Consider the following 12,840-nt stretch of genomic DNA (forward strand, 5'->3'; position numbering starts at 1 on the left):
GTACGAGCTCCGATCAGAAGGTGCCCTTGATCCACACGCTGCCGGGGCCCACGCTGACATTCACGGGGGCGAGCCCGGCCTTTTTGGGACCACTCGGCCCGGCCGTGAGCGTGAGGATCAACGAAGTCACGCCCGCGACCGCCGTGGCGCCGAGCAAGACGTCCGCTGCAATGGCGAGGTTTCTCATGTTGCCATACGACTCGTCGAGCGTGGGGCGGGGCGTGCCGAACGTATCGAGCTGGCTCCGATAATCGGAGCTGGCGCGGAGCGCGAGGCCTCCGACGATGCCTGTGCCGACGGCGAGCGCGCCCGTGATGACCCAGGGGACGATAGGCACTTTGCGCCCCGCGCCCGTGTCCCCACCCGGCTCATCCGAGCCCGGCGCGGACGTCCCGTCGCCCGAGGAAGGCGCGGCCGCGGTGCTCCCGCCGCCGACATCGAGCGCGACATCGACGATGTCGGTGCCGGCCACTTCGATCACCCGGGTCACCGGCTCGGCGCCCTGGACGCGCGCCGTCACCTTGCGTTTGCCCGCGCCGACGATGACGGGCGCGTCGAGCGGGGTCTTGCCGACGACCACATCATCCACGAGGATCTCGGCGCCGGGCCGATTCGTGGTGATCTTCAGCGTCGCGACGCGGCCCTCGAGCTTGCGGACATCGTTCTCGACCTCGGCGCGGCGCGGCGCGTTGATGTCGCCGCCGCCCTCCTCGAGGTATTGCTTGAAGCTGCGGAGCGCGCAGGGGTAATCCGGGAGCTGATAGCAGATCTGCCCGATGTCGAAGAGGAGCTTGTAGCTCGGCGCGAGCTCGTACGCGCGGCGGATCTCGACGAGCGCCGCCGTGAAGTCGTTGTCCTCGTAGAGCTCCCGACCACGCTGGTAGCGACGCTGCGCTTCCTGCATTTCCTCCTTGGTGGGCTGCTTTGTCGGGCCCGCGGCGAGCGCGGACGGGGCCGCGAGCGCGAGGCTCAGGGCGCAGGGGATGGCAATGAGAATCGAGGATCGCATCGAGGTCCAGGTTGCGCGGGCACGCTTCTGCGGTGGTTCGTTCAGGGTAGATGAACGACCGCGAAGACTTCAACCCGAGGCCCCTGTCCCGGGATGGCTTTCACATGATTGGCACCCGATCGTCGCAAGGCCGTTTCATTCGAGGCTCGCCGGGTTTCGCGCCCACGGCAGCCTCCCCACACCGACGCGGATCACGCGGCCCATCGTCGATCGACCATCGGGGCGACCTCCGCTTGCTCGTTCACCTTCGCGGCGCCGTGGATCGGTTCGAGCCGCGTGCCCTCCCCGATACGCATCCGGTTGCCCCGCCAATCGACCGTGCGCCGGAGTCCCCCGACGACCCACGTCCACGTGGCCAGTACATCCTTGAAGGGCACGAGGAAGGCACACCGCCACGACATACCCTCGCCACGCATTCGTGACCAGAGCGCCACATCCAGGGCCATCTTCAGCGCCAAGCCGAGCAGCGCGGCCCACGCGAGCGCGCCGCCGGCCACGAGGGAGAGCACCAAGAGGAGCGGGACGGGATTGAAGAGCGGCTCGATCAAATACGAGCCAAGGTGCACGCGCCTCCGCATCTGTGTCCAGCGGATGTGCCGACTCACGAACCGGTCGAGGCGCCAGCGCTCGTTCACGGTACGCACCGGCTCCGTGGACAAGGCGACACGAAAGCCCGCCTCCTGAAACGCTTTCCCGAGCAGATAGTCCTCGGCGAGCACGTCGCGCACCGAGGCAAACCCGCCCACCGCGGCGAGATCTCCGAGCCGCAGCAGCATCGATTTCCCGATGACGCACGCGTGCCCGAGGAACACGTTCGCCGAGAGCGTCGAGCGCACGATGAACGAGTTGAGGTGCAAGTTCTCGAGCGCGGCCCCGAGGCTCCCCTCCCCCGTGCCCACGATGACGCTCGTCACGAGGCCGACACGTGGGTCCGCGAGCTCGGCCGCCATCGCCCCGAGGTAGCCCGGCCCCACGCGCACGTTCGAATCCGAGATGAGGACGTGCTCGTGGCGCGCGCGGGCCGCCAGCGCTTCGAGGATGCTGACCTTGGGGTTCATGCCCGTCCGGCGCGGGCAATGGATGATCCTGAACGGCGCATGGGGAACACGCGCCATCACCTCGCGCGCCACGGCGAGCGCCGGATCCTCCGCGTCTTCCGCGCCGAGCAGGACTTCGTACGTCGGGTATTTTTGAGACGCGAAGGAGAGCAGGTTCTCCCTCAGCCCATCGTCCACGCCCTTCAGCGGTTTCAGGATCGTGATGGGCGGCGTCGGACGTTCCCTGGATGGAGCTCGACCCAGAATCCGCAACGCGGCCCATTGCGAGGCCACGGTCATCCCGATCGACGAGAGGGCTCCCCCTGCGAGGAGCGCCACCAGCGTGCTCTTCATCATTTCACCTCGGGAAGGCACGCTAGCGGTCGTTCGTCACATTCCGGTGTCTGCTCGTGTGACAATCGGCGACGGAGCTTTCGCCGAGGTTTTTCGTGGCCGTCGCAGGAATGTCAACTTGGTCGTGCATGCTCGCGCGCCATGACGCGGATTGCTCATGTGACGGATCTGCATTTGCTGGAAGATCGCCACGACAGTCGCAGCGGTATGGAGCGGTGGAGGCTGCGTTATTTGACGTTCGGTCGCTCGCCGTGCGCGCGTCGGCGGCGCGAGCGCGCGCTGGAAGCGCTCGTACGCGCGCGCATGACGGACGCGGATCACGTGATCGTGACGGGGGATCTCACGGAGGACGGCGTCTCGGCGCAGTTCGAGGTGCTTTCGGAAGTGCTTGCCGAGAGCAAGCTCTCGCCGGAGCGGGTGACGCTCGTCCCCGGCAATCACGATCTCTACGACGACGGACGGGCCTTCGCGCGTGCCCTCGAAGGCCCGCTCCGCGCCTATGCAGCGACGAGCCGACGAGGCGCCATGACCGAGCTCCGGGATGCGCTGATCGTACCCGTATCGACCGCCGTGCCCTTGCCCGTGACACGATCGAGTGGCCTCCTCGAGCAGGACGCCATCGAGCGGCTCGGCAGGCTCGCGGAGGATCCTCATTTCACCTGGAAGGTGGTCCTCTCGGCGCAACATCATCCGCCGGGGCGGCACGCGATCGCGGCGTGGCACTGGATCGACGGATTGCAGGCGCACGAGGCGATGGACGCGCTGCTCGCGAGCTGCGAGCGGCTCTACGTGGCGCATGGGCATGCGCATCGATCGGAGAATCGATCGATCCATGCCGGCGCATCGCCGCGCGTTTTTGGTGCGGAGGCGGTGGTGGATGGGGAGACCACGGTGCGTCTGTATCGGGCGACGCACGGGCGGCTCTTGCCCGAGATGGATGTAGCGCTGGCGGCTTGACGCCGCTCGGGCGCTCTCCGCGTCGCGCCCGCGAAGCCGCCGTGACTTCGGCGTGAAGTGCCTTGCCATCGTCCTCGCATCGCGAGACCATCGGCGCGGCGGCGCTCCGCCGCCTGCAATCCACGGCGAGGATTCTCATGAAAACGAATTGTGTCGGAGCGAGGACGGCCGTCCTCGGCGTGCTCCTCTCGGCCTCCCTGATCGGCTGCGGCAATGGGACGAGCAGCGGGCGTCCGGATACGACTCCGCCCGAGGTCTGGAAGACGTTGAACGGCGAGGCGCCGCTCGTCACCGGCCATCGCGGGGCTTCCGGGTACCTGCCCGAGCACACGCTCGCGAGCTACACGCTGGCGATCGAGCAAGGCGCCGATTTCATCGAGCCGGATCTCGTGGCCACGAAGGACGGCCACCTCGTCGCGCGCCACGAGCCCGAGATCTCGACGACGACCGACGTGGCGTCGAAGCCCGAGTTCGCGGACCGGAAGACGACGAAGACCGTCGACGGCGTCCCCGTCGAGGGGTTTTTCGCGAGCGATTTCACCCTGGCGGAGATCAAGCAGCTACGCGCGATCCAGCCGCGGAGCTACAGGCCGCAGGAGCACAATGGCAAGTACGAGATCCCGACGTTCGAGGAAATCATCGCGCTCGCCAAGGAGAAGTCGGAGGAGACCGGGCGCGTGATCGGCATCTACCCGGAGACGAAGCACCCGACGTATCACACGGACCTCGGCCTGCCGCTCGAGGACAAACTCCTCGCGGCGCTCGAGCAGGCCGGGCTCACGGGCGAAGGCGCGAAGGTGATCATCCAGTCGTTCGAGGTCGGAAACCTCCAGTACCTGCGGCAAAAGACGTCGCTGCCGCTCGTGCAGCTCGTCGACGCGGACGGCGTCGCGCTCGACGGGAAAATCAAGCTCGCGCCGCCCCACGACAAACCGTACGATTTCGCGAAGGAGAACGACCCGCGTACGTTCGCCGACCTGCTCACGGACGAGGGGCTCACGTTCGTCGCGACATACGCGGACGGCGTGTCGCCGTGGAAGCGGTACATCGTGTCCGTGGAGAGCGTCGACGCGGACGGCGACGGAGCGGCGGACGACGTCAATGGTGACGGGAGCGTGGACGACGCGGATCGAAAGTCGCTCGCGCCCACGGATCTCGTCGCGCGGGCGCACGCGAAAGGCCTGTTCGTCCACACGTGGACTTTCCGGAGCGAGGGAATGTTCCTCGCCGAGGACTACGCCGCGAGCCCGTCCGCCGAGTACGAGGTGTTCTACCGGCTCGGCATCGACGGGGTGTTCAGCGATTTTCCCGACGATGCCGTGAAGGCGCGCGCCCGTTTGGGCCTTTGAGAACGCCTACCACCGGGATAGGATGGCGCCGGGGGGAACGAAGGGGGCGCCACGCGGCATCCCGGGGGAGTCACATGAACAAGTACGAGGGGGAATACCGGGGCGCTGCTCTGCAGTCGCTCCTTCTTGCGCTCGGCCATTCGGAGGCGCTCGTCGAGAAGATCCTGAAAAGCTGCGGCGTCGATCGCATCGATCCCGAGCGCTGGTACGATCTTCATTGGGGCTGCAACGTCGTCTACGGCGAGGTCGCCGCGCGGATCGGGCCGAGCGCCATCCTCGCGGTCGGCAAGAAGATGATCGAGGCGGCCGTGTTCCCGCCGGGCCTCGACGACGTCCGCAGCATGCTGTCGGGGCTCGACGCGGCTTACCGCCTGAATGCGCGCGGGCCGAGCATCGGCGGGATCACGTGCACGTTCGATGAAGATCGCAGCGCCACGCTCGACTGGACGGCGCCGGGGCCCTGCGCGCTCAACATCGGCATCATCCAGGGCTGCTGCAGCCGCGTCGGCGCGCGTCCCCTCGTCGAGCACGGCCCGACCGGGTGCATGGAGCACGGCGCGCCCTCCTGCATTTACCGCGTGAGCTGGTGATCGATCGGAGGGACCACGATGAGCGCCACCCTGCTCGCACGGCTCGATCACTCGGCCGACGCGCTCACGCAGGATCTGTCGTCGCGCCTCCTCTCGCGCGCCGGCACGATCTTCCGGGCCATCGGGCCGGACGCGACGCGCGACGCCGTGTCGCGCCTCCTCTCGGCCCTCCGCAAGGACCTCGCGGCCGAGGGCGACGGGGAGGGCCGCGACGTCCTCGCGAGCTTGATCGAGGACCTCACTCCGAAAGGGCTCGGACATTACGATCTGCGCCTGCTCACGACGTCGCTGCGCAGCGCCCTGCTCGCGGCGACGGCCGATACACCCGACGTGGATGCGGGAGGCAGGGGCCTCGTCGAATCATGGCTGTTCCAGATCGCGCTCTCCGGCCCGATGTATCTCCTGGTCCAGCGCGAGCGAATGTTCCAGGAGCGCACCGTCGAGATCGAGGTGCGGCAAATGAAGGCGCAGCTCGACGAGCTCCAGGCGGCCTACGCGGACAAGACGCGGCTGCTCGAGCAGATCCGTCAAGCCTCGACGCCCATCGCGACGGTCCACGAGGGGATCCTCGTCGTGCCGCTCGTCGGGATCCTCGACGAGAATCGCGCGCAGACGCTCACCGAGAAGCTCCTCGATAGCATCGTCGCTGCGCAGGCCCGGGTGGTGATCGTCGATGTCTCGGGCGTCGGGGTATTCGACGCGGCGACGGCAGGGCACGTGCTCGATACGGCAAAGGCCACGAGGCTGCTCGGCGCCGAGCTCGTCCTCGTCGGGCTCTCGCCCGCGGTCGCCCGGACCGTCCTCGAGCTCGGCGTGGATCTTTCGGGTTTGTCGACGCAGAGCAGCCTCGCAGCCGGGCTCGCGCGCGCGCTCGGGAAGCTCGGCTTGCGAATCGCGCGCCGCTAGAAGAGCACCGGCAGCTCCCGGAACCCGCGGAGCCCCGCGGCGCCGCCCCAGCGCAGCGTCTCGGCCGGCACGGCGAGACGAAGATCGGGGAAGCGTCGGAACAACGTCTCGAAGGCGATCTGCCCCTCGATGCGCGCGAGCGGCGCTCCGAGGCAGAGGTGAATCCCTTTGCCGAAGGCGATGTGGCGGTGGGCGTCCGGGCGCGAAATGTCGTACGTCTCGGGATTCTCGAATTGCGCGGGATCTCGATTGGCCGAGCCGAGGCCGAGCATCACCTGCCCTCCCTTCGGGATCGACACCCCGGCGATCTCCATGTCCTCCTTGGCGGTGCGCACGGCGCCCAGGTAATCGACCGGCCCCCAGTAGCGGAGCGTCTCCTCGACGACGCCTTTGGCGAGGCCCGCCGGATCCGCCTTGAAGCGCGCATGCTGTTCGGGGTGGGTCAAGAGCGCGACGACCCCGTTGCCGATGAGGTTCACCGTCGTCACGTGCCCGGCCAAATAGAGCAGGAACACCATCGACAGCAGCTCTTTGTCGTTGAGCTTGTCGCCGTCCTCCTGGGCCTGGATCATCTGGCTTATCATGTCGTCCGCCGGCGCGCGCCGCTTCCGCTCGAACAGTTCGACGAGGTAGTGGCTGAACTGCACGAGCATCTTGCGGGTCTCTTGCATGACCGCGGGGTCGCGGTTCTCGATGCGGAGCTCCCCGAGGAGCTGGACTCGGTCGCGATCCTCCTCCGGGATACCGAGCATGTCGCTGATCACCGTCACCGGCAGCGGGAACGCGAATGCCTTGACCAGATCCATCCGCCGATCCGGCGCCGATTCGCCGCGCGCGGCGGCATCTCGCTCGGCCTTGTCGAGCAGATCGTCGGTGAGGCGCTGGATGCGCGGCCTGAGCGCCTCCATCACGCGGGCATTGAAGCTCGGCTGGACCAGCTTGCGCAGCCGCGTGTGGTCGGGCGGATCGAGCATGAGGAGCGAGTAAACGATCGGCCGGAGCTCCTCCGGCACCGGCGGCATGTGCGCCCGCTGCTCCGGCGTCATCCGCGCGTAGGGGTCGGAGGCGAGGCGATCGTCGAGCAGCGCGCCCGCCGCCTCTTGGTAATGGCTCACGAAGAGCACGTCGCCGACCGGGCGATGGCCCGAAGCGACGCTCTTGCGCTCTTCTTCGTCTCTGGGGAAGGGGTAATGCTGGGCGCGCACGACGGGCCCTTTTGCCCGCGCCTCGGCGTAGATCTCGGGGGATCGGGCGAGGAATTCGGGATCGGATCGGTCGAGCACCACGGACTCCAGCACGGGCAGTTCCTTCGTGCCCTCTTTGCCCGCGTGCTCTGCGCGCGTTTCGTTCGATGACGTGGTCATGTCGTCCTCTCTGGCTACTTCTGCTGCTGTGGATCCTTCGGCAGGCGCGCCGCACCTGCGCAGGCGCCCGCGAGCACGGTGTCGATGGCCGCGACGGCGTAGTCCTCGCTGACGTCCTCGCCGCGCTGGATGAGGCGCGAATAGATCCCCCCGAAGATCAGGTCGAGGATGAGCTCCATGTGCACGTCCGCAGGCAATTCGCCGCGCGCGATGCCGCGCTCGAGCAAGGCCGTATTGCGCTGCCGACGCCGGTCGCGCAGGATCCTCGAGAGGGCCTCGACCTCCGGATCCGCGCGCTCCATTTGCATCATCCGCACGATGCCCCGGCCCGTGGGCGTCTGGCACGTCCGCACGGTCCTCATCACCACGGTCAGGAGATCCCCGCGCAGCGTGCCCGTATCGAGCTGCTCCTCCTCGTCATGGGCGGCGCGCAGGGACGCCGCGACGAGCTCCGCCTTCGTCGGCCAGCGCCGGTAGATCGTCGTCTTGTTCACCCCCGAGCGCGCCGCGACATCCTCGATGCGCAGCGCGCCGTAGCCCACGCGCCCGAGCTCCTCGTGCGTCGCGGAGAGCACGGCCGCGACCACGCGCTCCGCGCGTCCACGGACGCGTGTGCCTTCGGTGCGGCGGGTTCGTTGAACGGGCGGGGGGGTGCTGTCGTGACGCATAGGCTCCAGTCTACCGAACGGTTCCTCCGGAATTTTCGCGCTGCTTCGCCTCAAAGGCAACTTGTTGTTGCCAATGTACCCCGCGGCGGGTACTATGGCAACAACAAGTTGCCTTGAGGGTCACGCATGAGCACTGCGACATCCCCTTCCGACGTCGTTCCCCAGGCCCCTGCCGTGCAGGGGACCGCTGCCGCGGGCGCCTCCGCGAAGCCGAAAAACAAGGGGCGCGCGCTCCTGTTCGTCCTGCTGCTCGTCGCCGTCGTGGGCGGCGGGGGGTACTGGTGGACGCACCGCACCCTGGAGAGCACGGACAACGCGCAGGTGGACGGCGAGGTGATCGCGGTCCCGGCGCGCACGGGCGGGACGATCGCAGAGGTGCTCTTCACCGAGAACCAAGAGGTCAAGGCGGGCGATACGCTGGCCGTGCTCGACGACGAGAGCGCCAAGGCGAAGCTCGCGCAAGCCGAGGCAAACGTGGAGGCCGCCGAGGCGGCGGCGGAGGCGGCCGAGGCGGACGCGCGCGTGGCCGAGATCAACGCGCTCGGCAACAAGTCGGTCGCGGAGGCGTCGCTGCAGACGGCGCAGGGCGGCGTGGTGTCCGCGGCCGATCAGCGCAAGGAGGCCGAGGCTTCGGTCAAGTCCGCGGAGACGGCCTTCAAGCAAGCCGAGGCCGATCGCAACCGCAACCGCAAGCTGCTCGAGCAGGGCGCACTTCCGCAGGCCTCGTTCGATCAATCGGAGACGAGCTTCGCCGTGGCGCAGGCGAACCTGGAGGCAGCGAAGGCACGGCTCGCGACGCTGCGGGCAAACATTGCCGTGGCGCAGAGCCGCACGACGGAAGCCTCGGCGAAGCTCAAGCAATCGAGCAACGTGGACGCGCTCGTGGCGCAAGCGCAGGCGCGGGCCAAGACGGCGCGGGCCCAGGTCGCCATCGCCAAGGCGGCGCGTGATCTGGCGAAGCTCGAGCTCTCGTACACGCGCATCGTGGCGCCCGCGGACGGCGTGGCGTCGAAGAAGACGATCGCCGTCGGGCAGCAGGTCGCGGCGGGACAGGCCATCGCGCAGCTCGTGACGCCGCTCCTGTGGATCACGGCGAACTTCAAGGAGACCCAGGTCGCGAAGATGCACCCGGGCCAGCCCGCGCGGATGGTGGTCGACGCGCTGCCCGGCGTCACGCTGCACGGCGAGCTCGAGAGTTTGTCCGGCGCGACCGGCTCGCGCTTCACGCTGCTGCCGCCGGACAACGCGAGCGGCAACTACACGAAGGTGGTGCAGCGCGTGCCGGTGCGCGTGAAGCTGCGTGACGTGCCGCAGGGCCTCGTGCTCCGGCCGGGCATGAGCGTCGAGCTGTCCATCGATACCCGCGGATAGGAGGTTCGTCGTGGCCCAGCTCGCCGTCGCAACGCCCGCGCTCGCCGCCGCCGCGCCTCAGAACAACAAGTGGGCCGTGGCCATCGCGGTGGCCATCGGCGCGCTGCTCGAGGTCATCGATACGAGCATCGTCAACGTCGGGCTCGCCGACATGCAGACCTCGCTCGGCGCGTCGCTCAGCCAGGCGAGCTGGATCGTGTCGAGCTACGCCGTCGCGAACGTCATCATCCTGCCCCTCGCCGCGTGGCTCGGGCACAGGTTTGGCAAGAAAAAGTACTTTCTGTTCTCGCTCGTGGGCTTCACCGTCGCCTCGGTCATGTGCGGGCTCGCGACGAGCCTGCCGATGCTGGTCGTCGCGCGTGTTTTGCAAGGAATCACGGGCGGCGGCCTGATGGCCAAGGCGCAATCGATCCTCTTCGAGACCTTCCCCAAGGAGGAGCAGGCCACGGCGCAATCGTTCTTCGGCGCCATCGTCATCGCGGGCCCCGCGATCGGCCCCACGCTGGGCGGGTACATCGTGACGAACATCGGCTGGCGGTGGATCTTCTTCATCAACCTGCCGCTCGGCGTGCTCGCCGTGATCCTCTGCCTCTCGGCGCTCCCGCCCGACGAGCCGCACGTGACGCCTCCGAAGAGCATCGATTGGACGTCCATCGCCATGCTGGCCCTCGGGCTCGGTTGCCTGCAGACGTTCCTCGAGGAGGGAAACTCCCACGACTGGTTCGATGAGCCGCTGATCGTCGTCCTGTGCGTCACGTCGATCGTGTCGCTCGTGCTCTTCGTGCGTCGCGCGCTCGCCTCGGACGAGCCCGTCGTGGACCTGCGCGTGCTCCGGTACCGCTCGTTATGGGCAGGCAGCATCCTCTCGGTGGTCGTGGGCATGGCCCTGTACGGCGGGCTCTTCGCCGTGCCGATCTTCGCGCAATCGATCCTGCGTTACACGTCGCAACAGACGGGCCTCATGATGCTGCCTGGCGCGCTGGCCACGGCGGCGATGATGCAGGTCGCGGGGAGGCTGGCGCGCAAGATGGACCCGCGGCTCATGCTGGTAATCGGAGCGCTCGTCCTGGCGGGCTCGCTCGTGATGTTCTCCACGATGAACCCGATGACGAGCGGCGACGATCTCTTCTGGCCGCTCATCGTGCGCTCCCTGGGCACCGTGTTCATGTTCTTGCCGCTCTCGATGGCCTCGCTCGGCCCCATTCCGCGCAAGGACGTCGCCTCCGCGACGGGGTTCTTCAATCTGACGCGAATGCTCGGGGGCAGCGTCGGCGTCGCGCTGCTCTCGATGATGCTGACCCGGCGGCAGGCCTTTCACATGGCCGTGGTCGCGGAGAAGCTCGTGTCGAACGATCCCGCGACGATCGAGCGGGTCAACATGCTGACGGGCGCGATGATGGCCAAAGGCGCGTCCGCCGCGGAGGCGAAGCAACGCGCGCTTTCGCTGCTCTCCGGGACGGTGTCGCAGCAGGGCTCGATCATGTCGTTCGCGGACACGTTCTGGCTCGCCGGCATGCTCATCGTGCTGTTTTTGCCCCTGGTGATGCTGCTCGGAAAACCGCAGCAAGGGGTCAAGGTGGAGGCAGGGCATTGAGCGCACGACCCGACGCGCTGTCGATGTACCGCGCGGAGATCGCGAGGCGGCGGATCCTCTCCGCGGAGGTCGAGCGGGAGCTCGCGATCCGCTGGAAAGCGGGCGAGCGCGAGGCCGGGCGGCTGCTCGTCGAGGCGTGCCTGTCGTACGTGATGACGATCGCCCGCGAATACCGGCAGTGGGGCGCGCCGTTCGAGGACCTCGTGCAGCAGGGCAACATCGGCCTGCTGCAGGCGGCCGAGCGCTTCGATCCGACGCGCGGATACAGGCTCGCGACGTTCGCGAATTACTGGATCCGCGCGGAGATCCGCGATTACGTGACGCGGAATTACCGGATCGTGCGCCTCGGCACGTCGAAGGCGGAGCGGCGCGCGGTGCGCTTCTTTCGCCGGGCGTTCGCGAGGGATGCGGCGACGCTCGCCGAGAGGACGGGGTTGTCCGAGCAGCGCGCCCACGAATTGATCCCGCTCCTCGCAGGGCCCGACGCGCCGATCGACACCGGGGCCCAGAGCGACGGTCCGGCGGACAGCGCGCTCTCTCCCGAGGCGGAGGTTTGTCGGGCCGACGAGCACGCGCAGATCACGCGCGCCGTGAAGGCAGCGCTTTCGGAGCTCTCGCCCCGGGAGCAGCAGGTGCTCGAGCGCCGCATCATGTCGGACGAACCCGCGACGCTGGCGGAGCTCGGGGCGGCGTTCGGCGTGAGCAAGGAGCGCGTTCGCCAGGTCGAGGAGCAAGCCAAAAAGCGCATGCGTGGTCACCTGCGCACGCTCGCGGGGAGCCTCTGAGCTTCCGCATCATTCGAAGGTGATCGCAGCATCGAGCTGACCCCCCGGAATCCCGGGCGCACGGAGAGAGGAGCGTCGCGGCCATGGAAGAGCGCATCGTCATCGTGGGAGCCGGCCAGGCCGGTGGCGAGCTTGCGGCTGGATTACGAAAGCAGGGCTATGGGGGACGCATCCTCCTCTTGGGAGACGAGACGCATCCGCCCTACCAAAGGCCTCCGCTCTCGAAAGGATTTTTGCTTGGCAAAGTGGCGCTTTCGGACCTCTACCTCAAACCCCTCGCGACCTACGAGCGCTTCGAGTGTCCTCGTTCATCGAGCAGCTCCACCGCGAGCCGAAGTTCCACCAATAGAGCCGACGCGAGCTGTGGTGCACCGAGTGCACGCGCCACAAGGGGGCCCAGATATGCTCGAGTCGGTGGATCCAATACCAGGGCAGCTCGAACACCACCACGGCGAGCAGCGCTTGCAGCGGGAGGGGCCAACCGTGCGGCCAGAGGCGTGTGCCGAGCCGAGATGAAAGCGCCTCTCCGAGCGGGCCGAACACGCCGACGGCGACGAGCGTGCCGACGTCGAAGGCGCGATTGGAGAAGACGAGGTGCCAGAAATCGGTGAGCCGGTCACCGTGCGGCTTCGCCCAAACTCGCGAATACGGGATGATCCACTCGAGCAAGGTGACGAGCACCGCGGCCACCAACACGACCACAACGCCGACAGCCCAGGCTGGCCAATGCCGCGCGACGGCCCAGAGGCCAAACGCGACCGCTCCGCAGGTCATCGCCGGATATGCGAGATACGAGAGCGAGAGCCGCAATGTGTTCGTGAGCAACATCTTCTCGGAACCCCTTCACCCGGAGGAA

At 67.9% G+C, this 12,840-nt stretch carries 12 protein-coding genes and 1 pseudogene; 8 read left to right on the forward strand and 5 right to left on the reverse strand.

The genetic code is table 11. The features are described from left to right. Window positions 1-13: 13 nt before the first annotated feature. On the reverse strand, window positions 14-1,009 hold the full coding sequence (locus QHF83_RS27875) for a PEGA domain-containing protein (protein ID WP_282420994.1): 996 nt from the start codon (window positions 1,007-1,009) through the stop codon (window positions 14-16). Between the two features lie 191 nt (window positions 1,010-1,200). Continuing rightward, a complete protein-coding gene (locus QHF83_RS27880; protein ID WP_282420995.1) occupies window positions 1,201-2,400 on the reverse strand; it encodes a glycosyltransferase in 1,200 nt (399 codons plus the stop codon). A gap of 141 nt (window positions 2,401-2,541) precedes the next feature. Between QHF83_RS27880 and QHF83_RS27885 the strand changes: the two genes are divergently transcribed. The 4 genes from QHF83_RS27885 (at window position 2,542) to QHF83_RS27900 (ending at window position 6,202) form a co-directional block, all read left to right on the forward strand. Further along, complete coding sequence (locus tag QHF83_RS27885; RefSeq protein WP_282420996.1) at window positions 2,542-3,357, forward strand: metallophosphoesterase; 816 nt, start codon at window positions 2,542-2,544, stop codon at window positions 3,355-3,357. 137 nt (window positions 3,358-3,494) lie between these two features. After that, complete coding sequence (locus QHF83_RS27890; protein WP_282420997.1) at window positions 3,495-4,706, forward strand: glycerophosphodiester phosphodiesterase; 1,212 nt, start codon at window positions 3,495-3,497, stop codon at window positions 4,704-4,706. A 74-nt stretch (window positions 4,707-4,780) separates the two neighbouring features. Beyond that, window positions 4,781-5,296 carry a hypothetical protein gene (locus tag QHF83_RS27895; protein ID WP_282420998.1) on the forward strand — a complete coding sequence of 172 codons (516 nt, stop codon included), beginning with the start codon at window positions 4,781-4,783 and terminating at the stop codon, window positions 5,294-5,296. Between the two features lie 18 nt (window positions 5,297-5,314). Then, the gene (locus tag QHF83_RS27900; RefSeq protein WP_282420999.1) at window positions 5,315-6,202 is read left to right on the forward strand and encodes an STAS domain-containing protein; all 888 of its coding nucleotides are present in this window, start codon (window positions 5,315-5,317) and stop codon (window positions 6,200-6,202) included. Here QHF83_RS27900 and QHF83_RS27905 read toward each other — a convergent pair. Together QHF83_RS27905 and QHF83_RS27910 are read right to left on the reverse strand one after the other, a co-directional pair. Beyond that, on the reverse strand, window positions 6,199-7,566 hold the full coding sequence (locus QHF83_RS27905) for a cytochrome P450 (protein WP_282421000.1): 1,368 nt from the start codon (window positions 7,564-7,566) through the stop codon (window positions 6,199-6,201). The genes QHF83_RS27900 and QHF83_RS27905 overlap by 4 nt on opposite strands. Window positions 7,567-7,580: 14 nt before the next feature. After that, on the reverse strand, window positions 7,581-8,234 hold the full coding sequence (locus QHF83_RS27910) for a TetR/AcrR family transcriptional regulator (RefSeq protein WP_282421001.1): 654 nt from the start codon (window positions 8,232-8,234) through the stop codon (window positions 7,581-7,583). A gap of 126 nt (window positions 8,235-8,360) precedes the next feature. Between QHF83_RS27910 and QHF83_RS27915 the strand changes: the two genes are divergently transcribed. From QHF83_RS27915 to QHF83_RS53510, 4 genes and pseudogenes are all read left to right on the forward strand, one after another. Continuing rightward, window positions 8,361-9,605 (forward strand): HlyD family secretion protein, encoded by a 1,245-nt coding sequence (locus QHF83_RS27915; RefSeq protein WP_282421002.1) that lies wholly within the window; start codon window positions 8,361-8,363, stop codon window positions 9,603-9,605. A 10-nt stretch (window positions 9,606-9,615) separates the two neighbouring features. Beyond that, window positions 9,616-11,199, forward strand: coding sequence for a DHA2 family efflux MFS transporter permease subunit (locus QHF83_RS27920; protein WP_282421003.1), 1,584 nt, complete (start codon window positions 9,616-9,618; stop codon window positions 11,197-11,199). After that, entirely contained in the window at window positions 11,196-11,984 is a 789-nt protein-coding gene (locus tag QHF83_RS27925) for a sigma-70 family RNA polymerase sigma factor (protein ID WP_282421004.1), read from the forward strand. The genes QHF83_RS27920 and QHF83_RS27925 overlap by 4 nt, the downstream gene beginning before the upstream one ends. Before the next feature lie 83 nt (window positions 11,985-12,067). Continuing rightward, a pseudogene (locus QHF83_RS53510) lies at window positions 12,068-12,211 on the forward strand (FAD-dependent oxidoreductase); the annotation flags it as partial. 40 nt (window positions 12,212-12,251) lie between these two features. Here QHF83_RS53510 and QHF83_RS27930 read toward each other — a convergent pair. Beyond that, a complete protein-coding gene (locus tag QHF83_RS27930; protein WP_282421005.1) occupies window positions 12,252-12,812 on the reverse strand; it encodes a sterol desaturase family protein in 561 nt (186 codons plus the stop codon). Between the last annotated feature and the right edge of the window lie 28 nt (window positions 12,813-12,840).

It is taken from the genome of Polyangium sp. 15x6, from assembly GCF_029960785.1.
Taxonomy (GTDB): Bacteria; Myxococcota_A; Polyangia; order Polyangiales; family Polyangiaceae; genus Polyangium.

Coding starts and splice junctions, on each gene's coding strand:
- QHF83_RS27875 (WP_282420994.1), bottom strand. CDS start 1,009: ATGCGATCCTCGATTCTCATTGCCATCCCCTGCGCCCTGAGCCTCGCG.
- QHF83_RS27880 (WP_282420995.1), bottom strand. CDS start 2,400: ATGAAGAGCACGCTGGTGGCGCTCCTCGCAGGGGGAGCCCTCTCGTCG.
- QHF83_RS27885 (WP_282420996.1), top strand. CDS start 2,542: ATGACGCGGATTGCTCATGTGACGGATCTGCATTTGCTGGAAGATCGC.
- QHF83_RS27890 (WP_282420997.1), top strand. CDS start 3,495: ATGAAAACGAATTGTGTCGGAGCGAGGACGGCCGTCCTCGGCGTGCTC.
- QHF83_RS27895 (WP_282420998.1), top strand. CDS start 4,781: ATGAACAAGTACGAGGGGGAATACCGGGGCGCTGCTCTGCAGTCGCTC.
- QHF83_RS27900 (WP_282420999.1), top strand. CDS start 5,315: ATGAGCGCCACCCTGCTCGCACGGCTCGATCACTCGGCCGACGCGCTC.
- QHF83_RS27905 (WP_282421000.1), bottom strand. CDS start 7,566: ATGACCACGTCATCGAACGAAACGCGCGCAGAGCACGCGGGCAAAGAG.
- QHF83_RS27910 (WP_282421001.1), bottom strand. CDS start 8,234: ATGCGTCACGACAGCACCCCCCCGCCCGTTCAACGAACCCGCCGCACC.
- QHF83_RS27915 (WP_282421002.1), top strand. CDS start 8,361: ATGAGCACTGCGACATCCCCTTCCGACGTCGTTCCCCAGGCCCCTGCC.
- QHF83_RS27930 (WP_282421005.1), bottom strand. CDS start 12,812: ATGTTGCTCACGAACACATTGCGGCTCTCGCTCTCGTATCTCGCATAT.